21 protein-coding genes are annotated in these 24,940 nt (G+C 70.6%); 7 read left to right on the plus strand and 14 right to left on the minus strand.

What is annotated here, in order from left to right:
- Window positions 1–146 precede the first annotated feature (146 nt).
- The gene (locus tag OG811_RS28855; protein WP_406070229.1) at window positions 147–629 is read right to left on the minus strand and encodes an SRPBCC family protein; all 483 of its coding nucleotides are present in this window, start codon (window positions 627–629) and stop codon (window positions 147–149) included.
- Window positions 626–976, minus strand: a complete 351-nt coding sequence (locus OG811_RS28860) for an ArsR/SmtB family transcription factor (RefSeq protein ID WP_406070231.1) — start codon at window positions 974–976, stop codon at window positions 626–628. Before OG811_RS28860 ends, OG811_RS28855 begins: the two co-directional genes overlap by 4 nt.
- A gap of 94 nt (window positions 977–1,070) precedes the next feature.
- Between OG811_RS28860 and OG811_RS28865 the strand changes: the two genes are divergently transcribed.
- The gene (locus OG811_RS28865; RefSeq protein ID WP_406070233.1) at window positions 1,071–1,481 is read left to right on the plus strand and encodes a VOC family protein; all 411 of its coding nucleotides are present in this window, start codon (window positions 1,071–1,073) and stop codon (window positions 1,479–1,481) included.
- A 54-nt stretch (window positions 1,482–1,535) separates the two neighbouring features.
- Here the strand turns inward: OG811_RS28865 and OG811_RS28870 are convergent, their stop codons facing one another.
- A complete protein-coding gene (locus OG811_RS28870) occupies window positions 1,536–1,895 on the minus strand; it encodes a GNAT family N-acetyltransferase (protein WP_406070234.1) in 360 nt (119 codons plus the stop codon).
- 297 nt (window positions 1,896–2,192) lie between these two features.
- Between OG811_RS28870 and OG811_RS28875 the strand changes: the two genes are divergently transcribed.
- Window positions 2,193–3,170: an aldo/keto reductase gene (locus tag OG811_RS28875; RefSeq protein WP_406070236.1), complete on the plus strand. Its 978-nt coding sequence runs from the start codon at window positions 2,193–2,195 to the stop codon at window positions 3,168–3,170.
- Between the two features lie 37 nt (window positions 3,171–3,207).
- Here the strand turns inward: OG811_RS28875 and OG811_RS28880 are convergent, their stop codons facing one another.
- From OG811_RS28880 to OG811_RS28900, 5 genes are all read right to left on the minus strand, one after another.
- Complete coding sequence (locus tag OG811_RS28880) at window positions 3,208–3,951, minus strand: YqjF family protein (RefSeq protein WP_406070238.1); 744 nt, start codon at window positions 3,949–3,951, stop codon at window positions 3,208–3,210.
- 32 nt (window positions 3,952–3,983) lie between these two features.
- Window positions 3,984–5,150, minus strand: coding sequence for a winged helix DNA-binding domain-containing protein (locus OG811_RS28885; RefSeq protein ID WP_406070240.1), 1,167 nt, complete (start codon window positions 5,148–5,150; stop codon window positions 3,984–3,986).
- A 222-nt stretch (window positions 5,151–5,372) separates the two neighbouring features.
- Window positions 5,373–6,830 (minus strand): IS607 family element RNA-guided endonuclease TnpB, encoded by a 1,458-nt coding sequence (tnpB, locus tag OG811_RS28890; protein ID WP_406070242.1) that lies wholly within the window; start codon window positions 6,828–6,830, stop codon window positions 5,373–5,375.
- Window positions 6,827–7,402 (minus strand): IS607 family transposase, encoded by a 576-nt coding sequence (locus OG811_RS28895; protein WP_406070243.1) that lies wholly within the window; start codon window positions 7,400–7,402, stop codon window positions 6,827–6,829. The genes tnpB and OG811_RS28895 overlap by 4 nt, the downstream gene beginning before the upstream one ends.
- Window positions 7,403–7,569: 167 nt before the next feature.
- On the minus strand, window positions 7,570–9,150 hold the full coding sequence (locus OG811_RS28900) for a DHA2 family efflux MFS transporter permease subunit (protein ID WP_406070244.1): 1,581 nt from the start codon (window positions 9,148–9,150) through the stop codon (window positions 7,570–7,572).
- Between the two features lie 362 nt (window positions 9,151–9,512).
- Here OG811_RS28900 and OG811_RS28905 point away from each other — a divergent pair, with 362 nt between their 5' ends.
- Genes OG811_RS28905 through OG811_RS28925 form a run of 5 tightly spaced genes read left to right on the plus strand, consistent with a single transcriptional unit; the run spans window position 9,513 to window position 15,372 of the window.
- The gene (locus tag OG811_RS28905; protein ID WP_406070245.1) at window positions 9,513–12,416 is read left to right on the plus strand and encodes an AAA family ATPase; all 2,904 of its coding nucleotides are present in this window, start codon (window positions 9,513–9,515) and stop codon (window positions 12,414–12,416) included.
- A 46-nt stretch (window positions 12,417–12,462) separates the two neighbouring features.
- On the plus strand, window positions 12,463–12,747 hold the full coding sequence (locus OG811_RS28910; RefSeq protein ID WP_406070247.1) for a hypothetical protein: 285 nt from the start codon (window positions 12,463–12,465) through the stop codon (window positions 12,745–12,747).
- Complete coding sequence (locus tag OG811_RS28915; protein ID WP_406070248.1) at window positions 12,744–13,271, plus strand: hypothetical protein; 528 nt, start codon at window positions 12,744–12,746, stop codon at window positions 13,269–13,271. Before OG811_RS28910 ends, OG811_RS28915 begins: the two co-directional genes overlap by 4 nt.
- Before the next feature lie 47 nt (window positions 13,272–13,318).
- On the plus strand, window positions 13,319–13,897 hold the full coding sequence (locus tag OG811_RS28920) for a hypothetical protein (RefSeq protein ID WP_406070250.1): 579 nt from the start codon (window positions 13,319–13,321) through the stop codon (window positions 13,895–13,897).
- Window positions 13,894–15,372, plus strand: a complete 1,479-nt coding sequence (locus OG811_RS28925; protein WP_406070252.1) for a hypothetical protein — start codon at window positions 13,894–13,896, stop codon at window positions 15,370–15,372. Before OG811_RS28920 ends, OG811_RS28925 begins: the two co-directional genes overlap by 4 nt.
- A gap of 102 nt (window positions 15,373–15,474) precedes the next feature.
- Here OG811_RS28925 and OG811_RS28930 read toward each other — a convergent pair whose 3' ends face one another.
- From OG811_RS28930 to OG811_RS28955, 6 genes are all read right to left on the minus strand, one after another.
- Window positions 15,475–16,857 (minus strand): endo-1,4-beta-xylanase, encoded by a 1,383-nt coding sequence (locus tag OG811_RS28930; RefSeq protein WP_406070253.1) that lies wholly within the window; start codon window positions 16,855–16,857, stop codon window positions 15,475–15,477.
- 40 nt (window positions 16,858–16,897) lie between these two features.
- Complete coding sequence (locus OG811_RS28935) at window positions 16,898–18,226, minus strand: PHB depolymerase family esterase (protein ID WP_406070254.1); 1,329 nt, start codon at window positions 18,224–18,226, stop codon at window positions 16,898–16,900.
- A 316-nt stretch (window positions 18,227–18,542) separates the two neighbouring features.
- Window positions 18,543–20,681 (minus strand): alpha-glucuronidase, encoded by a 2,139-nt coding sequence (locus OG811_RS28940; protein ID WP_406070256.1) that lies wholly within the window; start codon window positions 20,679–20,681, stop codon window positions 18,543–18,545.
- Window positions 20,678–22,711 (minus strand): beta-galactosidase, encoded by a 2,034-nt coding sequence (locus OG811_RS28945; protein ID WP_406070258.1) that lies wholly within the window; start codon window positions 22,709–22,711, stop codon window positions 20,678–20,680. Before OG811_RS28945 ends, OG811_RS28940 begins: the two co-directional genes overlap by 4 nt.
- Window positions 22,708–23,397, minus strand: a complete 690-nt coding sequence (locus tag OG811_RS28950) for a DUF624 domain-containing protein (protein ID WP_406070259.1) — start codon at window positions 23,395–23,397, stop codon at window positions 22,708–22,710. The genes OG811_RS28945 and OG811_RS28950 overlap by 4 nt, the downstream gene beginning before the upstream one ends.
- Window positions 23,394–24,935, minus strand: a complete 1,542-nt coding sequence (locus OG811_RS28955; RefSeq protein WP_406070260.1) for a GH39 family glycosyl hydrolase — start codon at window positions 24,933–24,935, stop codon at window positions 23,394–23,396. Before OG811_RS28955 ends, OG811_RS28950 begins: the two co-directional genes overlap by 4 nt.
- Between the last annotated feature and the right edge of the window lie 5 nt (window positions 24,936–24,940).

The following is a 24,940-nucleotide window of genomic DNA, read 5'->3' on the forward strand; positions in this document are numbered from 1 at the left end:
CGGTCAATCGACGGTGATGGCCTGAGGCGAGGCGGCGCCTACGGCCGACAATATCGATCACCGGCTATCAAGTTCAAGACCGGGCGGCCGATGTCCCGATGGCCGGGGGCCTGTCCTCGACACGTCCGCCCCGTTTTGGCCAACGCTCAGTGCGACTTCATGAGGTCGACCAACTGGTCCAGGGCCGCGCCCCAGCCCTCGTGGAAGCCCATCTCCTCGTGCGACTTCTTCGCCGACGCATCGGCGTGGATCGCGATGGCGGTGTACTTCGTGCCGGTGCCGTCAGGTTCGATCCGAATCACCGCGGTGAACGGGAAACCCTCCTGCGTGATCTGCGGGCGGAAGCCAGGGCCGAGGCCGGAGGTGAAAACCAGCGTCGAGTTCTCCTCGGCCACCAGGATGCACCCGCTGTGTGGGAAATCCTCGCCCTCGGGCGAGCGCATGGTGTTGTCGAACCTGCCGCCGGGCCGCAGGTCGATCTCGCAGGCGACGGTCGACCAGGGCTTCGGGGTGAACCACTGCATGAGCAGCTCGGGCGTGGTCCAGGCCCGCCAGACCAGCTCGGGTGCCACGTCGACGGTGCGCTCCAGGACGAGGTCGAGCTCGGGGTTCACGGTGTAGACGGTCATTGCTGTTGCTCCTTGAGGTCGTAGAGAAGCGAGTCGAGTTGGTCCAGGCGTCGGGTCCACCGCGCGCGCTGCACGGCGAGCCAGGTGTCGAGGTGTGCGAACGGCTGGGGTGCGAGCCGGTAGGTGCGCACCCGGCCCGTCTTTTCCGACGTCACCAGACCGGCGCGCTCGAGGACGTGCAGGTGCTGGGTGAACGACGGAAGCGCCATGTCAAACGGACGAGCCAGATCGCTGGTCGTGGCCGGCCCCTGAGCGAGGCGTTCGACGACCTGGCGGCGCGTGGGGTCGGACAGCGCGTGGAACACACCGTCCAGTGCGCCGCCCTCCCCGTCCGCATGCTTAGGCATATGCCTAACTATTGCGCCCTGCCTGGCCGAGGTCAAGGGTCACTGAGTAGTTTTGGATAAGCGGTCCGCCCGAGTCCCCCATAGCGTGAACTGCATGTTCACCGCAATCACGCACTCACAGATCTACGTCCTCGATCAGGACAAGGCCCTCGACTTCTACGTCGGCAAGCTCGGCCTGGAGGTCAACGCCGACGTCGACATGGGCTTCATGCGCTGGCTGACCGTCAACGTCCCCGGTGAGCCGGATCGCCAGATCCTGTTGGAGAAGCCCGGCCCACCGGCAATGTCCGAGGAGACCGCACAGGAGGTCCGCGCCCTGGTCAGCAAGGGCGCGATGGGCGGCTCGCTCATCTTCGCCACCGACGACTGCCGCAAGACCTACGAGACGCTGCTGGGTCGGGGCGTCGAGTTCACCGAGGAACCGACCGATCGCCCCTACGGGATCGACTGCGGCCTGCGCGACCCCTTCGGCAACAGCGTCCGCTTCACCCAGTTGAAGTCCTGAGGGTCGGCGCGACAGCCTGACGTCGGGGCGGTCGGTCCGACCGCCCCGACGCCCCTACCTGCTCGGGTTGACGCCCATCGGCTTGGAGCAGAGAACGTCGGGCTGGGGCAGATAGCCCAGTGCCTGCCAGAACCCGAGCGCCGCCGTGTCCTGCGGCAGGACCAACAGGTTCACCCGCGGACAACCCAGAGCCTGGAACCGCTTCTCGATCTCGGCGACCAGCATCGTGGCGAGACCTCGACGGCGGTGCGCCGGGTCCACGGCCAGGCGCAGGATCATCCCGCGCCGGCCGTCGTACGTGCCCAGCAGGACTCCCGCGATCTCCTGGTCGACCTCGGCGACCAGGAACAGCTGCGGATCCCGCGTCAGCTTCGCCGTCAGCTCGGCACGGGGCAGCACGTCCCGTTCCGTCACGGTCCACAGCGCCGCGATGCGGTCGTAGTCGTGCCAGTCAAACTCGCGAACGTGAATCAGGGCGCGCCTCTCACAGGACGCTGCCGTACGAGGGCTCGCCCGCCACGTCGCACGCGGCGTAGACGACGCCGTCCTTCCCAGTCGCACGACAGAGACAGCAGTCAACGCATCGGACCCTACTGGCCCGGCGCGCTGGTTGCGGTCCGGCCGCGCCGGCCGCCCACGAACCGCGAGGTCTGCCCGAGCGGGGGCAAAACCGGCGCGCGGTACGTCCGAGCCGGCCGTAGCGTAGGTCGCATGCGAATCACCACGCTGGGCAGCGCAGGTCCCGAGGTCGGCGTCATCGGCCTCGGATGCATGGGCATGAGCCACGGATACGACATCACCGGCCCTCGCGACGACGACACGTCGATCTCCGTCATCCGACAGGCACTGGACCTGGGCGCCACACTGATCGACACGTCGGACGTGTACGGGCCGTACACCAACGAGGAGCTTGTCGGGCGAGCGTTGGCCGGCGGTCACCGGGAGCGGGCCGTCCTGGCGACGAAGGCCGGCCTGGTCGTCACCTCCCCCACCGGCGGTCCCGGTAACTCACCGAAGGTCGGCAACAACGGCCGCCCGGAGCACATCCGCACGGCGATCGACGACAGCCTGCGCCGGCTCGGCACCGACCACGTCGACCTCTACCAGTTGCACCGCGTCGACCCGGAGGTGCCCATCGAGGAGTCCTGGGGTGCCATGGCGGAGGTCGTGGCCGCGGGCAAGGCGCGGCAGATCGGCCTTTCCGAGGTGACGGTGACCCAGATCGAGCGCGCCCAGGCGGTGCACCCGGTGGCGTCGGTGCAGTCCGAGCTGTCGCTGTGGACCCGTGACCCGCTGGCCGAGGTGCTGCCGTACTGCGTCGCGCAGGGCATCGCCTTCCTGCCGTTCTCGCCGCTCGGTCGCGGTTTCCTCGCCGGCCGGTTCAGCTCGTTCGACGATCTGCCCGCCGACGACTTCCGCCGCGGCCTGCCGCGTTTCCAGCAGGACGCGCTCCGCGCCAACCTCGCCATCGTCGCCCGGGTCCGGGAGATCGCCGACCGGGCCGGAGTCAGCCCCGCGCAGGTCGCGCTCGCCTGGGTGGTCGCCCAGGGTGACCAGGTCATTCCGATCCCCGGCACCAAGACCCCGAAGTACCTGGTGGACAACTGCGCCGCCGGCGACGTGCGGCTCAGCGCCGAGGACCTGGCCGACCTCGACGCCCTGCCCGCACCGGAGGGCGGTCGCTACTGACGCGACGCCGACCGGGAACGGTCAAGGCCGTTCCCGGTCAGCCGGGCCGACGCACCGGCACCGGAGGGCCGAACCGCACCCCCACACCGGGCGAGTAGAGCACGCTGGCCGGCGGCCCGACCGGTGCCGGCAGCCCGGCGGCGGCGACCAACTCGTCGTCGAGGTGCAGCAGCTCGGCCCGGTGCAGCGGCCAGCGCGGATGCCAGTTCGGCAGGTGCAGCGTGCGCCCGAACGCCCGGGTGTGCAGCCCCCAGCGGGCGGTGACGAAGTGCTCCAGGGGAGTCGGCTCGACGATCGGCTCCCCCACCCGCACCACCATCCGGCTCGTCCTGCCCGCCGGCCCGGGCCAGCGTCGCCGGCACCGGTAGGTGCGGCGGTCGCCGTCGCGGTCCAACCGCATCGACGACCACAGGTACGGCAGACGCAGTGTCGCCCGGGCGACCAGCACCGGCACCAGCCGGGACGCGTCGAGCGACCGGAACACCACCGCCCGCCGGCCGGTGTCGTCGACCGAGTACAGCCGGACGTTGGTCTCCCAGAAGGTGCCGAGGTACGGCAACCCGGGGCCACGACCAAAGCGCAGCCCGACCATCCGGAAGCCGATCAGGCCGACGTAGCTGACGCCCTCCAGTGTGTCCGGACGAGTGCCGGCGGGCAGCAACGGCGCGACGAGTTCCGGGGCGACGGCCCAATGCAGGAAGGTGAGATCCTCCCAGCGCTGCCGCAGGATCGCCCACGGGAACGCCTGCCGGGGCGCGTAGTCGACGGGTTCGATGTCCACGACCTCATCCTGGCTCACCGAACGCCCACCTATCAGGCATGGGGGCCGACGGCGACCGTGCCGACGGTCAGCGACGGCGTCGCCTCCAGGATCTGGCCAAGCCGCTCGACCTCCTGCTCCAACTCCCGCCGTCGGCCGGAGTCGAGCGCCCGCAACGACTCGACCGTGACCTGGATCGTGCGGCCCGAACGGCGCTGGTGCCACACTCCGGCGACCGCCCCGTCCACCAGCAGCACCGGATAGTTGCCGGCCTGCCCACGGGCCAACGCCCGCTCGGCGGCAGCGCCGGGAAAGAGCCGCTCACGCGGGTGACAGCCCACCGCGTACGCGTCGAAGTAGGGCAGTAACCGCAACCCGGACGGCCGGTCGTCCGGGAAGTCGGTGTCGTCGACAGCCACCCACGCCCGCGTGCCCTCCACGGTCACCTCGGTCAGGTCCAGTGAGTCGAACAGCGACGTCGTCCACCGCACCGGCGTCGACAGCCACTGGGCGAACTGTGCCGGAGTGGCCGGCCCGTACGCGTACAGGTAGCGGCGGACGAGATCGGCCAGCGCTGCCGGACCGGACATCGGTGTGAACCCGGGCAGCCAACGCGCCGGGCTCGTGTAGGTGGTGGCGCGGCCCCGGTTCGGGCCGAAGCAGATCACCCCACCCCGGGTGGCGGCTGTCATCGCCGCGACCCAGCGGGGCCAGTTGTCCTGGAACGCCTCCATGACCCGCTCGCCCGCCCACGGGCCGGTGCGGGCCACGATCTCCTCGGTCAACTCGGCGGTGGTCAACTCGGCCTCGGCCAACGCGTCTGCGATGGCGGCGAGGACCTGGCCAGTCTGCTCGGGAGTCAACAGGTCACGGCTCTGCTCCCACGACGGTGCCGGCAACGCGGTCAGCGCGCCGGTCCACATCGGCAGGTCCGCAGCGGCGAGCAGGTGCACGGTCCCGCGCGGCCCACGGGTCTTGACCAGAGTGCGGTCCCTCCACAGCGCCTGGCGCACCAGACCACGAGTGGCGCCAGGGACTCGTAGCCCGACGGACAGCTCGGCGGCGGAGGCGACCTGGGCGTGCGCGCCGCACATCGCCGACACCACGTCGGCGACGCGCTCGGCGTCCGGTGCGGGGTCCGGCCCGGACGACGCCGGTGCCGAGAGCCCGTGCCGCTGAAGACGCCGGGCGGACACCTGCGCCCAGCTCAGATCGGTCATCGCAGGGCCCCGAAGAAGGCGCGGATGTCGGCCGCGCGCGACCACAGGGCTTCGCCAACACAGGTTCTCATGCCACGCACGCTACGACCGACGTACGTCACTTTTCCGCAGCCGTCGCCGGCATCGGGTGCCCGGACGGTCGGTCAGCCGGAACTCCGTTGCTGATTCCGTAGTCGGATGTCAGCAATCCCAGCCTTTCGGCTGGAAAGGTCCGTAACGGTGTCACCGGAGCGCGGGTTGCGTTTCGGTGTCCTGATGACGGTCTCGCGTTTCCTGCTGCCGTTGGTGTGGCAGGGTTTCGCCACCTGCCCGCCCACCCGCGGCCTTGCGGCTGCGGGTGGTGGTGCGGGTCTTCTGGTCGGCTCCACGCGGTTTCGGCGCTTGCACGCCCGGGTCTCCGGCCACTCCGGTACCCGTTGTCTCTGCCGCGGCGAGGGCGGCGAGGTTGCGGGCTGCGTTGGCGTCCCGGTCGATAACCAGGTCGCAGGCATCGCAGGTGAACACTCGGACGTGCAGCGGCAGCTTGGCTTTCACGGCGCCGCAAGCCGAGCAGGTCTTGCTGGAGGGATACCAGCGGTCGGCTACTAACCGCCGACCGCCGTTCCATGCGGTTTTGTACTCCACCTGCCGGCGGATCTCCGCGAAGCCAGCGTCGGCGATCTTGCGGGCGAGGCGTCGGTTGCGGAGCATGCCGGCCACGTTGAGGTCTTCGACCACGACGGTGCCGTACTCGGCGGTGATGTCGGTGGTGAGCTTGTGTAGGGCGTCGGCGCGTAGATTCGCCACCCGATGGTGCACGCGGTTGCGTTCGGTGTTCGCGGCGAGCCACCGCCTGGACGGCCGCTGCCCGGTGCGTCGGTCCGGCCCCTGGCGGCGGGAGACCCGCCGGGACAGCCGTTTGAGTTGCTTGAGCGCGCCGTCGTAGTGCGCCGGGTTCGGCACGAACCGCACCTCGCCCTGGCTGTCGGCGATCACCGCGAGGCACGTCACGCCCAGGTCCACACCCGCGACCACGTCCGGACGTGCCGCAGCGCGGCCGGTGGCATGCTGGATCTCGACCTGGAAGGAGACGAACCACCGGCCCCGCTCGAACCTGACCGTGGCGGACAGGATGCGGGCGGTGCCGTTGCCGATGCGGCGGTGCAGCTTGCGGGTGGACTCGTGGGTGCGGATCGTCCCCAGCCGCGGCAACGTGACATGCCGCCGGTCCGGCTCCACACGGATGGCGCCGGTAGTGAACCGGCAAGCCAGCCGGGCGGTGTGCTTGGACTTGGGCCGGGGCATGCCCACCCGCTTGCCCTCACGCTGCCCGCGCTTGAACGTGGCGTAGTTGTCGAACGCCGCCGCCGCGTTCGCCAGGCCCGTGCTGTACGCCTCCTTGGAGTTCTCCTGCCACCAGCCGGCGAAACGCGGGTCGGTCTTCTTGACCTCGTTGAACACCTTCCGCAACGCCGGCAGCGACCACGGCCGCCACGGCGTCAGCTCCTCCTCGGCGATGCCGTACGACCCTTCCGCCTTCCGCTGCCACCACGACGCCATCACCCAGCAGACGGCCCAGTTATAGGCGGCGCGAGCCGCACCACAGTGCGACCGCAGCCGCTGCTCCTGCGTGGCGTTCGGATCCAACGCGAAACGGAACGCCTGGACCACGAAACCGGGCCGCGGCTCGAACTTCTTCACACCAACGATTCCTCGCCGGTCGCGGCGACCAGAGCGCGAGCGGCACGGTTCTTCGCCGCCCGCTGCCCATACAGCCGGGCACACATCAACGTCAACACGTCGGCCATGTCCTTGACCAGGTCGTTCGTGGATTCCTCCGGGTCCAGAACCACCAGGCGACGCCCGGTCGCAGCGAGCGCGGCTTGCAGGTGCTCCACACCGAACCGGGCCAGCCGGTCCTTGTGCTCGACCACGATCACCGCCGCAGTCGGGTCGGCGAGGAGGCGATGCAGCTTGCGGCGCTTGCCGTTCAGGCCAGAGCCGATCTCAGTCACGATCTCCGCCACGGCGAGGCCCTGCGCGTTTGCCCCCTCCACAACCCGCACGGTCTGGCGGTCCAGGTCACCCTTCTGATCGCTGGAGGACACGCGGCAGTAAGCGACCACGCGACCGGCTGCGCACCGCGCCTCTTCCACGATCCACGTACCCGACGGCGCCTGACGGACAGGGACGGGCATCTTGCCGTCCTTCACCCACCGCCAGGCGGTCTGATAGGTCACGCCCTGCCCGCGTGCCCAGCCTGAGAGCTTCACACCCCCACAATACATGTAAATGTTCGACTATAATTGCCCATAAAACCCGGAGCTGTTGCCAACCCCCCTCGGCGCTGGCCTGGGGGCCCCGCCTTCACCGTTGACGCCCCGTCCGCAACCGCCGCGCTCGACATCTCGTGTGGTGTCGAGCGCGGCGGGCGGGTCGCTCAGTGGATGACGACGGGCACCTTGACCTGATCCGCCTGCTGGTCGTCGAGCTGCGCCGGCCGACGTCGACGCGGCAGCAGGGCAGCCGGAATGAACGTGAGCACGACCAGCGCGAACGCGACCCAGAACGTGGTCGCGAACGACTTGGCGGCGAAGTCGAGCCCGCGCTCGATGATCGACGGATCCACCGGCATCTGCTGGAGCAGCTCCGGCCGCTGCTGGGCGGCGATGGCCAGCCCGGCCTCGGTGATCGGCTTACCGCTCGGGTCCACCAGGCCGGGGATCGGCCGGGAGCCGTTCAGCTCGTTGGTGAGGATCACCGACATCACGGCGGCGCCGACCGACCCGCCGATCTGCTGGAGGATGTTGACCAGCGTCGAGCCGCGTGCCACCTCCTGCGCCTGCAACGTCCGCAGAGCCGACGTCATGATCGGCATCATCGTGCCGCCCATGCCCAGGCCCATGACGAACAGCGAGCCGCCGAGCAGCCAGTACGAGGTCTGCGGGTCGACCTGCGTGAAGCTGAAGAACCCGGCGACGATGAGCGCCAGCGCGAACGGGACCGTGCGCCCGATCGGCACCCGGTCGGCCAACGTGCCGGCGATCGGCATGGTGATCATCGCGCCGAGGCCCTGCGGAGCCATCAGCAGGCCGGCGGCCAGCGTCGACTCGCCGCGCACCTGCAGGAAGTAGCTCGGGAACAGCAGCCCGGCGCCCATGAACGCGATGATGAACACGAACAGCGTCACCGAGGCGATGGTCAGGCTTCGGTTGCGGAACAGCCGCAGGTCGAGCAGCGGGTGCCGGGGCTTGAACGAGTAGAGCACGAACGACACCACCAGCGCGCCGCCGACCAGCATCGGGGCCCACACCTTGGCCTCGGCGAACGTGCCCGCCTCCGGCAGGGACGAGACGCCGTAGAGGAAGAGGGCGAGGCCCGGCGAGAGCATGAGCATGCCGATGAAGTCGAACGACTGCGACGGCTCGGGAGCGTCCTTCGGCAGCGCCATCTGCGCGTAGATCAGCGCGACGACACCGATCGGCAGGTTGATCAGGAAAATCCAGTGCCAGCTCGCGGTGTCGATCAGCCATCCGCCGAGGATCGGGCCACCGATCGGCCCGAGCAGCATCGGGATGCCGAGGACGGCCATCAGTCGGCCGATCCGGTGCGGGCCGGCCGCGCGGGTCATGATGGTCATGCCCAGCGGCATCAGCATGCCGCCACCGAGACCCTGCAGGACCCGGTAGCCGATCAGTTCGCCGATCGAGTCGGCCGTGGCGCAGAGACCGGACCCGATCGTGAAGAGCGCCAGCGCCACCATGTAGAGGCGTTTGGTGCCGAACCGGTCAGCCGCCCACCCGCTGAGCGGGATCACGGTGGCCAGGGCGAGGGTGTAGCCGGTCATCGTCCAGGCGACGCGGGCGTAGGACGCGTCGAACTCACTTTGGAATTTGGGCAGCGCCACGCTGACCACCGTCACGTCGAGGATCGACATGATCGCACCAAGGACGACGACGCCCGCCACCTTGAGCACCGCGGCGTCGAGTTTGTCCGATGTCGCGACGGATTGCTGTGTCACAGACTCTCCTGAAGTCGTTTGAGCCGGCCAAAGGTATCCGGTGGCGGCGATGCCGCACCAACCAGGCGCGGAGCGGCGACGTACCGAGGTAACGACGCGCGGAGGCAGACTATCCGCCAGCTGTGACGATTCGCCGCCGGATTTCGTGACCGCCCGGCCCCGCATCCGAACGGTCGTCCGATAACAGCCGGTCGGCGGGGTGTCGATCAGCCGGCAGAACCGCGAGCTAGAGACGGGTCCATCCAGCGCTGACCCACCGGGACGGCCCGGACCACACCGGTGGCGGGCCGTCCGCCGTCGGTGCCGGGATGGCATGACGTACGCATCCCGGTTCTGGCCGGCGCCGGTGGTGCCCGCCCTCGGTGCATCCTTTGCTCTGCTTCAACGGACGCACCAGGCGGCCGGGCGTCGCCGACCCGATCCGGGTGGTCGTGGTGACGACCTTCGACCTCGACGAGTGCGGTCACCCGTTGGCGGGATGTTCCGTCGACCTGCTCGGGTGCCAGAATCCCCGCATGCGACGCGCCATCGTCGGGCGGGACGAGGTGTTCGACCGCGCCTGGCACCTGCTGGGCCAACCCGGCCCGGTGCTCCTGGAGGGGCCGGCCGGCATCGGCAAGACCGAGCTGTGGCGAGCACTGCTCGCACAGGCCACGCAGGCCGGATGGCTGGTGCTGAGCTGCGCGCCCACCGAGGCCGAGGCCGAGCTACCGTACGCGGCGCTGGCCGACCTGCTCCGCCCACTCGCCGACCGGGTCGCCGCGCTGCCCCGGCCGCAGCGGATCGCGGCCGAGGTTGTGCTCCTCTCCGGCGACGCCCACGAGGCCGTCGACGTACGGGTCGTCGCGGCGGCCACCCGGTCGCTGCTGGAAGCCGCCACGACCGCGCACACCCACCCCGTCGTGCTCGTCGCCGTGGACGACGCCCCGTGGTTGGACCGGCCCAGCGAACGTGCCCTGCGGTACGCGCTGCGCCGGGCCACCGGGCTGGCCACGCTGGTGAGCCGCCGACAGAGCCAGGACACGCGCGAGGAGGTGCCGCTGGGGCTCGACGAGGTCCGCGACGGCCGGGCGCTCGCACGGGTCGACGTGCCGCCACTCGACGTCGGCGCGCTGCACCACGTCCTGCGCGACCAGCTCGCCGTCACGCTCACCCGACCGATGCTCGTGCGGGTCGCCCGGGAGTGCGCGGGCAACCCACTGCTGGCCATCGAGGTGGTGCGCGCGGTGCAGCGCCTGCCGCGCCAGCCCTCGGCCGGCGAGGACCTGCCGGTGGCCGCGTCGATGCACCACCTGCTCGCCGACGTCCTGGCCGAACTGTCCCCGGCGAGCCGCGACGCGGTGCGGCTGGCTGCGCTGCTGACCGTGCCCACACTCGCCGACCTGGCGGCGGCCGGGGTGTCCACCGTGGCACTGGACGCGCCCGAGGAGGCCGGGCTGATCGTCGTGACGCCGACGGCCGTGCGGTTCACCCACCCGGTGCACGCGGCGGCGGTCCGGGCCGGTATCCCGCCGGGCGTGCGTCGCCGGCTGCACGGGCGGTTGGCGCAGCGGCTCGCGGATCCGGACGAGCGAGCCCGGCACCTGGCGCTCTGCACGACAGCACCGGACGCGGCGGTCGCGGACATCCTCGCCAACGCGGCCGACCGGTGGCAGAGCCGGGGCGCGCCCGACCTCGCCGCCGAGCTGCACGACCGCGCCGGCCAACTTACCCCGGCCGACGATCCGGCACGCCTCGGCCGGCGGCGGCTCGCGGCGGCTCGCTGCCGGTTCGACAGCGGCGACTATCCCGCCGCCCGGCACGCGGCCGAGGCGGTCGCGGCCGAGTTCGACGGCGACGTACGGGCCGAGTCGCTGCTGCTGCGCGCCGTCGTCGCCTGGTCCGGTGGTGAGGCCAGCCGCGTGGCGATCGACAATGGCACCCGAGCACTGGCGGCAGCGCGGCCCGACTCGGCCCTGGCCGGCCGCATCCACGCCCACCTCGCGGTCTTCGACGACCGCACCGAGTCGGCCCGGGAGCACGCCGAAGCCGCCGCCGCACTGCTCGACGGACGCGACGACGATCACGACCTGCTCGCCGCCGCCCTGGTCCTGCTCTTCTTCCAGGAGGTACGACTCGGGCGGGCACCGCGTACCGACCTGTTGGACCGGGCCCTCGCTCTGGAGGGCGACGAACCGGCGTGGCTGGCGAGCACGGTGCCCGCGATCTGGTGGAAGTCGATCGACGACGCGGACCGTGCGCGGCGCCGGCTGCACCGGATGCTCGCTCGCGCCGAGGCCCGGGGCGACGAACCGCTGCAACACGAGCTGCTCTCCCACCTCGGCGAGGCCGAGTTGCTGGCGGGACGCTGGGACGACGCCGAACGGCACATCTCCGCCGCCCGAGAACTTGGTGACCAACTCGGCACCGGTCTGGTCGGTGAGACCTGGCTGGCCGCGCTGCTCGACGCGCACCGGGGACGGTTGGCTGAGGCGAGCCGGGTCGTGCAGGCCGGGCTGCGGACCGCCGACGACCTGGACGACGACTGGTGCCGGCGGATCCACCAGCAGTTGGCGGGGTTCGTGGCGCTCTCCGCCGGCCGGATGGCGGAGGCTGCCGCCGCCTACACGACTCTGGCCGCGACGATCGACGCGAACGGCCTGGTGGAGCCACTGGCGATGCGATTCGAGCCGGACTGGATCGAGGCGTGCGTCGGGGCGGGTGATCTCGATCGCGCCGCAGCCGTGCTGGAGCGCCTGGCCGCCCGACATCGCCGGTTACCGCGCCCCTGGACGACGCTGGGCACCGCCCGGGCCCGCGCTCTGCTGGACAGCGCCACCGGCGTCGACCCCGACGCGTCACTGGACGCGTTGGCGGCGGCGCGGGACGCCGTACCGTCGGATGTGCTGCCACTGGACCGCGCACGCTGCCTGCTGGTGGCCGGCATCGTGCACCGTCGGTCGCGCCGCAAGCTGCCGGCCCGGCAGGCGCTGGAGGCGGCGGTCGCGGAGTTCAGCGCGATCGGCGCGGCGGCGTTCGCGGAACGCGCCCGGGCCGAGTTGGCCCGCGTCGGTAACCGCGCACCGACACCACGGCACCTCACCGCCACCGAGGAGCGGGTGGCACGGCTGGCGGCGCGCGGCCGGACCAACCGCGCCATCGCCGACGAGCTGTTCGTCAGCCCGAAGACCGTCGAGGCCAATCTCGCCCGGGTCTACCGCAAGCTCGGCATCTCCACCCGGGCCGAGCTTGGCGCGGCGATGACCAGGGCAGACGCGCAAACATAGGGAAACACCCGATTCCTCGCCGTCGGCCGCGGCCTAGCGTCAGGTCATGGCCAACCACCTGTTCGTCCTGGAGCAGTACGACTGCTCCTCAGAGGCGGGCACGGCGGCACCGCTGATCACCACTCCCGGCTGTCGGCTGGTCGCCGCCATCCGGTTGCCCACCGACGATGTCGTGATCGCGCTGGTCGAAGGCCCCGACGCGGAGGTGGTGGCCGCGGCCGCCGCCGGCAGCGCGTGGCGGGTCGACCGGCTGATTCCGGCCTGGTGGATTCGTCCACCTCAGATCAGCCCCACCAACCCGGACCCCCCACGACAGGTGAAGGAAGCATGACTGTGCGCCGACTGATCGCACCACTGTGGTGCTCGCTGCTGCTGCTCCCGCTCGTCGCCTGCGGCCCCGACGACACCGGCGGCAGCGACCCCGCCGCCGGGGCCGGCGTCGAGGTCGACGCCGACGGCGACGCCGCCCTGCCCGACGCGCCCCGGCCGGCGTGCCCGTTCACCGCGCCCCAGGTCTCCGACCTCGTCGGTCAACCGATGCAGGACAAGGGCAACTGCCTGTTCGGCGACGGCAAGGGCGTCGCCTCGCTCACCGTCACCACCGCCTCGCCGCTCGCTGGCGAGAGCACCTACGCCTACCAGCGCCAGCAGGCCACCCAGGTCTACCGCGAGGTGAAGGACGTCGACAAGGGCCGCAAGGCGTACCTCGCGGTCAAGGACATTGAGGGCGAGGCCGTCGTGGTCAGCGACAAGGGCAGCTACACCGTGATCCTGAGCAGCTTCGAGCGGATCAGTGCCAAGCCCGGCGGATACGAGTCGACGTTGCGCACGGTGCTCGACGCCCTCCCGCTGTGAGACCGAGGCCGGGACACGCCGAGCCCGTGACAAGAAGGGGAGCGACGGTGACCCACCTCGCACCGGTATGGAGACGCGGCGGCGGTGTCCTCACCGCAGTCGTGACCCTCACCGCGCTCGGCGGCTGCGCACTGGTCGGCGGCTCGGACGATGACCGGGACGCCCCGGTGGTGGACGTTCAGCGCAGCGTGGCCGCCACGCCCGACGGCGACCCGTCGGACGAGTCGGCGCAGGCGCCACCGGCCGCGGCGGCCGTCGACGCCTGCGCCCTGCTGCCCAAGCAGGAGGCCGAGAAGCTCGCCGGCACACCGCTGGAGCCGCCGCTGGAGAAGCCGTCGGCGGATCGGAGCACCTGCACCTACACCGGGCCGACGACCGGCCCGACAGCACAGGTGGAGGTGTACGTCGGTGACGGCGCGAAGAAGTTCCTCGACATCGATCGCGAACTCGGACACGAGCTGAACCCGATCAGCGGTGCGGGTGACGAGGCGTACGCCGAGGACGGCACCGTCTTCGTCAGCAAGGGCGGGGTGTGGGCCTGCGTCCGTCTGGTCCGCAGCGACGACCCGGCGACGTACCGCGCGGCCCTGGAATCCGCGGCCCGTACGGTCGCCGGCCGCCTGTGACCGGGGGGAAAGGCGACGTGCTGGCGCCCGGTTCGTGGCGTCGCCGGACGACGGCCGCGCTGCTCACGGTGACCCTGTTGCTTCTCGCCGCCTGCGAGCGGGGTGCGGCGGGTCCGAAGCCGCCCGGCGACACCGGCGGGGACCAGCGGTACGGCGCTGCGCCCGCGCCCGACCCGAAGGTTACCTACCAGCCCGACGTGGTGTTCGTGGGCGGCGGTAGCGGGTCGGTGCGCGGGCTCTCCGACGACGCGTTGACCTGGCGCATCAACCCGGACGCCGACGGCGCTGACCAACTCGCCCGGGGGAAGGTCATGTTCCTCACCGGGCGGGCGGTGGGACGGGTGCTCGACCTGCGCCGCGACGGGGAGGACCTGGCGGTGCTGCTGGGGCCGGTGGACATCACCGACGTGATCCGCGACGGCACCTTCACCGGCGACCGGCCGGTGTCGTTGCAGAGCCCGACCCGCTACGACGCCGGCACGCCCTTCTGGGCCGAGTACGACGCCGAAGGCGGCGGCGCGGGCGGCGGCACGGGGTCGACGACGCCCGTGACGACGGTCGCCCGGGCTGGGCAGGTGGGTGGTGCGGCCACATTCGGCGTCACGCGGCGGGCGAGGGTGCTGGGCGAGCAGCAGGTCGCCGGGTTCGCGATCAAGCCGATCTGCTGCGCGAGCGGTGTCGGCGCGCAGTTCAGCTACGACGGCGGCGGAATCCGCATCGAGGGCACGGTGCAGTTGGTGATGAAGAGCCCAACGGCCCGGTTCCATCTGGAGATCCGCGGCGCCACGGTCCGACGGGCAGAGCTGCGGATCGCCGGGTTGGCCGCACTGCGGATCGGGATCGCGGGAGCCACCGACCGGGGGCAGAACATCAACAAGCGCATCCCGATCCCGCTGGACTTCAGCGTGCCGGTTGGCCAGATCCTCGGGGTGCCGTTCTCCATCACCGCCACACAGCTCATCGGGGTGCAGACGGCCTTCAGCGCGAAGGACGGCAACATCAAGGCGAGCGGCGAGTGGTCGCTGGGCGGCTCACTGGGGTTCGGGTACGCCGACGGCGAGTTCGGCGTCACCGAGCCTTGGAACCTCACCGTCCGGAACAGCATCACCGACTCGATCTACGGCCCGTCGGTCGGTGTGAGCGGGATCATCGTCCATTACCAGGCGGCCTTCCGGGCCGGTCTGGGCGCGTTCGGCTTCACCGCCGGGTTGTACGCCACGGTCACCGCCACGGTCGGGCTGACTGTCGGTTCCGCGCTGGGTGCGCCGATCGCGCTCTGCCGCAGCACCCAGCTCGGCCTCTACCTGGACTACGGCGTCGGCTACAGCGTCCCCGCTGGCCTGGTGAAGGCGATCAACGCCTTCCTGGATCTGGTCAACGCCGGGTCGATCGACGCGAAGGCCGGTATCGGGAAGGTCGACAACGTGTTCAACAAGCTGGACATCCAGCCAGACAAAAAGATCTGCCGCAGCTGACGGACGCCCGCACCGACCGTGCACCGATTGGTGCGGGGCCGGTGCGGGCGCGGGCGTGCCGGCCGGTGCGGAGGGAGACCCTCCACACCGGCCGGTGTGGCGTCAGCGTGCCGCGCAGGTCGGGCTCAGGCTGCCGGCGGTGCCGTTGGCCTGGAAGCCGAACTCCGTGGACTGTCCGGCGCCGACCTGGCCGTTGTAGGCCACGTTGGTCCAGTTCGTCGTGCCGGTGTTACCGCTGCGGTCGGCGCTCCAGGCGTTGGTGACCGTCGCGCCCGAGGGCAACGCGATCGTCACCGTCCAGGAATTGAGCGCCGACGAGCCGGCCGTCACCCGTACGTTCGCCACGAAGCCGCCGGTCCACTGGTTCACCGTCACCGTCGCGGTGCACCCGCCGTTGGCCGGCGGGGTGGTGGGCGGCGGAGTCGTGGGCGGAGGAGTGGTGGTGGGCGGGGTCGTCGTCGGTGGGGTCGTGCCGTTGTTCAGCGCGGTCAGGACAGCATCGTACGCGGGCTTCTTCGCGCCGCTGCTGGTGAACAGCAACGGGGTCTGCGAGGCCCGCCACGAGTCACTGTCCCGGATGCCCCACACCGTGATGCCGTTGCACCGCGCCACCGCCAGACAGTCCTCGACCACACCGCGGTACCAGGTCGCGGACGCGCCCTCGATGTCCAGTTCGGTGATCTGCACGTCGACCCCGAGTGCCGCGAAGCTGGACAGCGTGGTGCGGTAGTTACCCGGGTACGGCGAGTTGTTGTTGAAGTGCGACTGCAACCCCACACAGTCGATCGGCACGCCACGCTGCTTGAAGTCACGCACCATCGAGTAGACCGCCTGCGTCTTGGCGTGCGTCCAGTCGTCGGTGTTGTAGTCGTTGTAGCAGAGCTTCGCGCCCGGATCCGCGGCACGCGCGGCCCGGAACGCCGCCTCGATCCAGTCATTACCCGTGCGCTGCAGATTCGAGTCACGGCGAGCGCCCGAACTACCATCGGCGAACGCCTCGTTCACCACGTCCCACGCCACCACCTGGCCCCGGAAATGCGTCGCCACCTGCGTAACGTGATTGAGCATCGCCTGCCGCAACGCACTGCCACTCATGTTCTGCATCCAGCCGGGCTGCTGCGAGTGCCACGCCAGAGTGTGACCCCGCACGTTCATCCCACGACTACGAGCATGGTTGACGATCTGCTCGGCCGCACCGTAGCTGAACTGACCCTGCTGCGGCTCCGTCGCGTCGATCTTCATCTCGTTCTCGGGCGTCACCATATTGAACTCACGATTCAAAATCGTGGTGTACGCACCGTCATTCAACCTGCCTGCCGCCACCGCCGTACCAAAATACCGACCCTTCTCAGCGGCGGACGCGCCGAGCGTGGTGCCGGCGGCGGCGGGCGCCGTCAGGACCAGCGCCATGCCGGCGGCGAGGGCACCTGCGCCGGTCAGCGCGATTGCGGCTCTTGATGCCGCCTTCCACTTCGCGTTTCTCATCGTGCGACTCCTTCTGTGGTGGTGGGGCTGGAAAGGGAGATCAGGACACCGAGCAGGTGGCCCCGTTCAGGGCGAAAGACGCGGGCTTACCGGTGCCACCGGTGTGGGTGGCCTGGAAGCCGATGTCGACCGACGTGTTCGGCGCGATGGTGGCGTTGTAGGAGACGTTGCGGGCGGTCACCGCGCCGCTCGCCGGCGAGTACTGCGCGTTCCAGCCGTTGGTGATGCTCTGACCGGAGGGCAGCGTGAAGGTCAGCGCCCAACCGTTCACGGCGGTGGAACCGGTGTTGGTGATGGTCACGCTCGCGGTGAGACCGGAGTTCCAGGCATTGACCGTGTAGCCGATCCGGCACCCACCCGCAGTCGGCGGCGGGGTCGTCGGAGGCGGAGTGGTCGGCGGCGGAGTCGTCGGCGGCGGGGTGGTCGGGGGCGGGGTGGTCGGCGGCGGCGTGGTGCCGTCCAGCCCGAAGAAGCGGATCACCTGCGCGGCGTCGACCGGCAGGTTGTGCGTGACACCCTGCATGCTGATCGCCTCGACCGGGGCCATCGGGCCGCTGCTGCCATACCGGGTGCGGGTGTAGCCGGACTGCGGTGAGTCGGTGTACGTCGGGGTCTGGCTCAACCCGTGCACGTTGGTCCACTGCTTGACCTGCTCGCCGAAGTTCGGGTAGCGCAGCGTCTCATCGTTGGTGCCGTGCCAGATCTGCATCCGTGGCCGCTGGCCGGTATAGCCGGGATACGCCCCGCGAACCAGGTCCCCCCACTGCTGCGGGGTTTTGATGAGCTGTCCGTTCGCGCACTCGCTGTTCCACTCCGAGCTGCCGCCGGTGGCGAAGCAGCTGAACGGAACCCCGGCGAAGGACGCACCCGCCGCGAACACGTCCGGGTAGTCGCCCAGCATGACGTTGGTCATCATCGCCCCGGAGGAGGTGCCGGTGGCGAAGATCCGGGCGGGGTCGGCGGCGTACCGCTGCCGCACGTAGTCGACCATCGCCATGAGCCCGACCGGGTCACTGCCACCGCCACGCCGCAGAGCCTGCGGCGAGGCCACATCCCAGCACTTGCTGCTGCGGGTCACCGACGGGTAGATCACGATGAACCCGTACCGGTCCGCGAGGGACGCGTACTGCGTGCCCGAGTGGAACGCCGGGCCCGTTCCCGTGCAGTAGTGCAGGGCCAGGAGGATCGCCGGCCGGGACGCCACCCGGTCCGGAACGTACAGGTGCATCTGCAGGTTGGTGGGGTTGGTGCCGAAGTTCGTCACCTGCGTGAGCGTCGCCGCCGACGCGGGCGTGGCGAACGTCAGCGCGGCGGCGGCCAGCGTCACGAGCGCCATGACGACGCCAAGCATTCTTGTTTTCAGTGTCATCGGTTGCGATCCCTCGGAAGATAGGCGCGTGGAAGGGGACTTAAGTCGAGGACTGCCCTTCGCCCGACCCTGACCGCGGCTCGCGTGACCAAGTCAGCTTCAATCGAGCACGCTCGATTGTCAAGACTTCCGGAAACCTTTCGCTGCAACGAATTCGGCGGCCACCTGCACGGCATTGGACATCGGCGGGCGTGGTCACCGGCGACTGGTCGCGAGTTATTATCGGGACCTTCCCGAAACCTGGCGGACTGCCACCTCTCTCGCGCCACCCCTACGAAAGGCCGGGCCGTACGGCCCGGCCTCCCCGCGCCCCCGATCAGTGGATGCGCCGCCCTCGCTCGTCCGGCACCCCGGACTTGCGGAAGAAGTACGTGTTGATCTGGTCGCGCCACTCGGTGGCACACCGCAGCTGCTCGTCGAGGCGTTCGGCCACCCGCTCGTACACGGCCGGGTCGATCATTCCGTTCAGCGTCTTCCACCGCCGTCGCATCGCCACCACCTCCTCGACGCCCGCGAAGTGGGTGTCGTAGATGTGCTGGATGACGGTCGACCCGCTGCGCAGGACGTGCCCGTACGGCACATGGTGGAAGAAGAGCAGCACCTCGTCGGGGCAACTGTCGGGCGACTCGTACACCTCGGACCAGTACGGCGGGTACTGGCCCGCGAACCCGGTGCCCGACGCGCGGCTACGGTCCACGCCCACACCGTCGCGGTCGGCGAAGTGGTAGGTGCCCCACCGCGTGTACTCGTACCCGTCGACGCCGGGGCCGTAGTGGTCGCCGGGATGAACCATGAAGCCGACGCCCAGCGGGGCCGTGTACCGCTCGTAGGTACGCCAGGAGTCGTCCATGATCTCGTGCAGCGTCCGACCGACCAGCTCCGGGTCCGCGATCGCCGACGGCGGGAAGGTCAGCCCGATCCATTCGTCGAGAACCGCCCGCGCGTCCAGCCGGGGATCCCAGGCGAGCCGCCCGAAGGTGTACAGGTTGGCCTGGGCCAACGGGTGTCCCGTCCAGAAGAGGTCGTCGCCCACGTTGGCGACCGCGACCAGGCCGCCGCCCGCGCCCGCCTCCCCGGCGGCCACGTCGGCCACCGACCGACCGACCGGCCCCCAGGGCGCGAACCGCAGCACCTCACTCCACCACGGACCGAGGTGGCAGACGTGTCGCTGCTGGCCGGTGTACTCCTGGGTGACCTGCAACTCCACCGCCAGCCGGGTCGCGGGCATCGCGGCGATCACCGGGGAGACCGGCTCACGCGTCTGGAAGTCCACCGGACCGAACTTCACCTGGACGACCACGTTGGTGCGGAACCGCCCGTCGAGCGGGGCGAAGTGGTCGTACGCGGCGCGCGCCCGATCGGTGGACCGGTCCCGCCAATCCTGGTGGTGGTTGTAGACGAATGCCCGCCAGTGCACCACTCCCCCGTGCGGGGCGAGCGCCTCCGCCAGCACGTTCGCCCCGTCGGCGTGGTCACGCCCGTAGGTGAACGGGCCGGGTTGCCCCTCCGAGTCGGCCTTCACCACGTAGCCGCCGAAGTCCGGGATACGCTCGTAAACGTTGCGGGTGGTCGCGGCCCACCAGCTCCGCACCGCCCCGTCCAACGGATCCGCGGTCGACAGCCCACCGAGGACCACCGGCGCGGCGAAGGTGACCGACAGGTGCACCCGAATGCCGTACGGGCGCAACACGTCCGCGATCTCGGCCACGTCGCCGAGCCGGTCGGTGAGCAGCAGCGCCTCTGTCCGGCCCACGTTGACGTTGTTCACCGAGATCGCGTTGACGCCGCTCGCAGCCAACAGTCGCCCGTACTCCCGGACCCGGGCCAGGTCGCCACGCGGCTGGCCGTCGTGCCAGAAGATCGAGCCGCCCGCGTACCCCCGTTCGACCTGGCCCATCACCGGGTGCACGGCCACGTTGTCCCAGTGGTTCAGCATCCGTCGGCGCAGCGCGGGCCGGTGCCGTTCCGGCGGACGGGCCGGGTCGAAGGCCGCCGCACAGAGCCGGACCAGGTGGAACAACCCGTACAGCAGGCCGGCGGGGGCGTCGGCCAGCACCGCGGTCACGTTGTCCGCCCGGGCCAGCAGGAACCCCTCGTCGCCGAGCGTCTCGCCGTCGCCGATCTCCGTCAGTGCCGACTCCCCCGCCGCGCGCGCCGCCTCCGCGCCGGGGCTCGGCAGCGGAGCCGCACCACGTAGGGCGAGCACCACGTCGACGTCCACGTCCCAGGAGGGGGAATGCCACACCCGCCCGCCGTAGCGTGCGCAGGCACGCGCGACCTCGTCGAGGACGGTAGCGACGAGCAACCCGTCGCCGTGTACGAGAACGCGGCGCGCGCCGAGCGCCCGGAACGCCTCCGGGGGCAGCCAGGCCGCGTGTACGCGCGGCTCGTCGCTGTCCACCGGTTCCTCGACGAACACCAGTTTCTCCAAATCCACGAACTCATCGGCGTTCACGCGTCCTCCCGCAGCACGACGACGCCGTACGCCGGCAGCCGCAGGGAGGAACCGACCACCTGCCGGTCACCGGTGAGTAGGTCGCCGCCACTGCTCAGGGCGGTCACCTCGACCGGCTCGGCACGGTGGTTGAGCAGGAACAACAGCCGCGACCCGTCCGGCGCGACCCGCACCGCGGATTCCAGATCAGGTGTGTCCGGGTAGGGCCCGAGCACGTCGTGCCGGGCCAACACCCGCCGAACCACCCAGGACACCCCGGCCTGGTCCAGACCGGCGGCCACGTACCAACCGTCGCCAGCACCGAAGGAGTTGCGGGTCACCGCCGGGGTGCCCGCGTAGAAGTCGGCCTGGTAGGTGCCGACCACCTCCGCCCCCTGCGGAACAACCAACTCGAACAGCAGCCGTGCCTCGACGTCGACCTGATCCGCGCCGTCGCCGAGGCGGACCGGGTTGACCACCTCCGGGCCGCGCGCGTCCCACTCGTCGACCCGGACACCCATCAGCTGCCCGAGCGGGCCCGGCACGTCCATCAGGAAGGACTGGTCGTTCTCGTCCACCCGACCCGACAGGTAGGTGGTCAGCACCGAACCGCCGCGCGTCGCCACCGCCTCCAGTCGCTGCGGCAGGTCACCCTTGAGCATGTGCAGGGCTGGCGCTACGACCACGTCGTAGCCGGACAGGTCATGGGTCACCGGAACGACGTCCAGGTCCACGCCGGCGTCCCAGAGTGCCCGGTGGTACGCGAGCACGACCTGCTGGTAGCGGACCAGCCGGGACGGGCCGTCGGAAATCTCCAACGCCCACCAGCTGTCCCAGTCGAACAGCAGCGCCACCCGGGCCGGGGTCCGCGCGCCCAGCGACGCCGGGCCGAGCCGGTCCAGTTCGGCGCCCAGCTCGGCGACCTCCCGGAACACCCGGGTGTCGGAGCGGCCGGCGTGGCCGATGATCGCGCCGTGGTATTTCTCGCTGGCGCCCCGGGAGGCACGCAGTTGGAAGAACAGCAGCGCGTCGGCCCCGTGCGCCACCGCCTGCCAGCTCCACAACCGCATGAGGCCGGGACGCTTCAGCGGGTTGACGTCCCGGCACGCGGTGACGCTCGGAGACTGTTCCATCAACCAGAACGGCTGGCCGTCCTTGAGCCCGCGCATCAGGTCGTGGGTCAGCGCCATCCGGGCCGCCGACTCGTCGTCGGGCGGGTAGTTGTCCCAGGAGGCGAAGTCCAGGTGCGCAGCCCAGCGGTGGTAGTCGATCGGCCGGTACATGCCCATGAAGTTGGTGGTCACCGGCAGGTCCGGGCTGGACTCCCGGATGGCGACCTTCTCGTCGTGGAAGTTGATCAGCATCGCGTCCGAGGAGAACCGCAGATAGTCGAGGGTGATGCCCTGGAATGCGGTGTGGTCCGGGCCGCGCCAGTGCTCGGTCAGCGCCGACGGCGGCTCGATCTCGTCCCAGTCTGTGAAGGTGTGCGACCAGAAGGTGGCATACCAGGCCGCGTTCAGCTCGTCGAGGGTGCCGTAGCGGTTGCGCAGCCAGTCACGGAAGCCGGCCGCGCAGAGCTCGCAGTAGCAGGCGCCCCCGTACTCGTTGCCGACGTGCCACGCGATGACCGCCGGGTTGTCGGCGTAGCGGCGGGCGACCCGGCGGGCCAGTTCGGCGGAGAGCCGGCGAAAGACCGGGGAGCTGGGGCAGGAGTTGTGCCGCTGACCGAATCGGTGCTTGCGGCCTTCGAAGTCGGTCCGGGTCACCTCCGGGTACGCCTTCGCCAGCCACGCCGGGTGGGCCCCGCTGCCGGTCGCCAGGCAGATCCCGCGCCCTTCCGCGGCGGCCCGTTCGACGATCCGGTCCAGCAGTGAGAAGTCGTAGACGTCCTCGGCGGGCTGGGTGAGCGCCCAGTCGAAAACACCGATGGTGACCAGGTCGATCCGGGCGCTGTCGAAGAGCCGGTAGTCCTGCTTCCACACGTCCTCGGGCCACTGTTCCGGGTTGTAGTCACCTCCGAAGGGCACCTTGGCGGTGCCGGGCAGGCTCACGCGGTGAACTCCTTCCGGATCAGGTGGATCATCGGGTCGCTGACGCGCAGGAACGCCAGGACCGCGATTGAGGCGAGCATCGCCAGCACCGCCTCGGAGAAGACGGCGGTGATCCCGACCGCCGCGGCCACCAGCAGCGCGTTGCCGACGGCGACACCGGGGGTACGCACGAGGAAGTGCACGGCCAGCTGGAGCACGTCCCGAAGGCGGAAGTCGAACAGCGAGGTGACCACCAGCGCGTTGGCCGCGCAGAGCGTCACCCCCACTCCGATCAGGACCAGCGGCACCGCCCACCACCGGGGAAGGCCGACCGCACCCAGGTAGGCGAGGTTCACGGCGAGGACGGCCAGCCACAGCAACGTCGGCACCCAGACGCGCAGCACGCCGGACAGGTTGGACCGGTACCCCCGCCAGAACAGGGCGGCGGGCCGCAGGTCGGTCAGGTCGGGGCGCTGGTGGCGCAGGGCGTACAGGGCAGCCGAGATCGCGGGGCCGACCGGCACCAGGAAGGCCGCGACCAGCGGCAGGTTGCTGGGGTCGCGGCTCAGCAGCAGCATCGGGAGCAGGCCGGGCAGGGTGGTGAGCAGGAGCAGCAACTCGACCACCAGCAGGATGTAGACCCGGGAGGCGATCCGCGACAGTGGCCCGTCGCCAAGCTGTCGCCAGGCATGGGCGGCGCCGCTCACAGTTGCTCCTTCCGGTCGGTCCCGACCGGAAGTCCGAGCAGGCGGTCGGCGTTGCACCACGGCGGGGTCTCGTCCACCACCGGGCTCAGCTCCAGGAGGGTGACCTCGTGCCGGCTGAGGGTGAGGTCCACCTCGACCCGGCCGCCGGCGACCGGCAGGGCGCGGTGGGTCCGGGTTGGCTCGGCGGCCTCCCGCAGCGTGTCGAGTTGGCGGGCCCGGGGTGAACGGGGGCGACCCATCTCGGCCCAGGCCGCCCACGCGTTGCCCGCCTCTTCGCTGACCGACGAGCGGAGCAGGAACGCCGACGTCGTGCCGGGCGGGCCGAGCGGAATCAACAGGGCCAACGGGTGCCGGTCCGTCACCGGTGACAGCCCGGTGACGTCCACCGGCGCCCACGCCAGTACGGCGATCCGGCCGTCGACGTGGCGGGTGACCAGGTGGTCGTCGCCGCGCGCCAGCACCTCGTCGCCGAGGCGGGCCATGAACGCGTACAGGTGGTAGGTGGGTTTCTTGATCTGGCGGTGGGTGAGCAGGCCGAACCCGCCGTGGAACAGCGCGGTCGGGATGCCCGCCTCCTCGAACATGTCACTGAAGGTCCAGTACGAGAACGAGTCGACCAGGTCACCGCCCGCGGCCAGCACTGGTGCGAGGTACGCGGCGTGAAACGCCGTGTCGTGGATCGGGTTGTCCGGGCGGTAGGAGGAGTTGAACTCGGTGATGTGCACCGGCAGCTCTGCCAACGCGGTGCCGGCCAGGTGCCGGCGCGGTGCGGCGAACTGGGTGAGCAGCTCCGCCGCCGGGGTGAGGGTCTGGTGGGTGCCGAACGGCACGTGCTGGGCCGGCCCCGAGGTGTATGCGTGCCGGCTGACGAAGTCGACCGGCACCTGGCGGTCGGTGACGAACTCGGCGAAGGGCACCAGCCACTCGTCCGCTCCCGGGGAGATCGCCGGGCCGCCGACCTGTAACGACGCGTCGACCTCCTTGACCGCGTGCGCGCTCACCTCGTACAGCCGGTGGTAGGCGTCGCGGTCGGCGCCCTGCCAGAAGGGCACCAGGTTCGGCTCGTTCCACACCTCGATCGGCCAGCCGCGGACCTCGTCGAGACCGTAGCGGTCGACCAGGTGGGCGACGGTGGCACCGACCAGGTCCGCCCACTCCGGAAAGGACCGGGGCGGGGTGACGTTGCCCCGCCACCAGAACACCGTCTGGTCACCGGAGGCGAGACCAGAGGGCATGAACCCCAGCTCGATGAACGGTCGGATGCCCAGCTCAAGGTAGGCGTCGACGACCTGGTCGACGTAGGTGAACGAGTGGTGCACGCGGCGCTCACCCTCGTGCTCGTACGGGCGGTGCACGCCGACGCCGTCGCTGAGCAGCCCGTGCCCACGGATGTGTCGGAAGCCGATGTCGCGTTGGATGAGGGCCAGCGAGTCCTGATAGTCGCGGCGCAGGGCCAACTCGAAACGGCCGGTGCCGACGCAGTGCCGCCAGGCGTCGGTGAGGCGGCCGGAGGGCTGGTCGGAAACGGTGATGCGCATTGCTG

It is taken from the genome of Micromonospora sp. NBC_01638 (assembly GCF_045209745.1).
Lineage (GTDB): Bacteria > Actinomycetota > Actinomycetes > Mycobacteriales > Micromonosporaceae > Micromonospora.

Coding starts and splice junctions, on each gene's coding strand:
- OG811_RS28885 (WP_406070240.1), bottom strand. CDS start 5,150: ATGACCGATCTGAGCTGGGCGCAGGTGTCCGCCCGGCGTCTTCAGCGG.
- OG811_RS28955 (WP_406070260.1), bottom strand. CDS start 24,935: ATGCGCATCACCGTTTCCGACCAGCCCTCCGGCCGCCTCACCGACGCC.
- OG811_RS28930 (WP_406070253.1), bottom strand. CDS start 16,857: ATGAGAAACGCGAAGTGGAAGGCGGCATCAAGAGCCGCAATCGCGCTG.
- OG811_RS28875 (WP_406070236.1), top strand. CDS start 2,193: ATGCGAATCACCACGCTGGGCAGCGCAGGTCCCGAGGTCGGCGTCATC.
- OG811_RS28865 (WP_406070233.1), top strand. CDS start 1,071: ATGTTCACCGCAATCACGCACTCACAGATCTACGTCCTCGATCAGGAC.
- OG811_RS28910 (WP_406070247.1), top strand. CDS start 12,463: ATGGCCAACCACCTGTTCGTCCTGGAGCAGTACGACTGCTCCTCAGAG.
- OG811_RS28935 (WP_406070254.1), bottom strand. CDS start 18,226: ATGACACTGAAAACAAGAATGCTTGGCGTCGTCATGGCGCTCGTGACG.
- OG811_RS28860 (WP_406070231.1), bottom strand. CDS start 976: ATGCCTAAGCATGCGGACGGGGAGGGCGGCGCACTGGACGGTGTGTTC.
- OG811_RS28915 (WP_406070248.1), top strand. CDS start 12,744: ATGACTGTGCGCCGACTGATCGCACCACTGTGGTGCTCGCTGCTGCTG.
- OG811_RS28855 (WP_406070229.1), bottom strand. CDS start 629: ATGACCGTCTACACCGTGAACCCCGAGCTCGACCTCGTCCTGGAGCGC.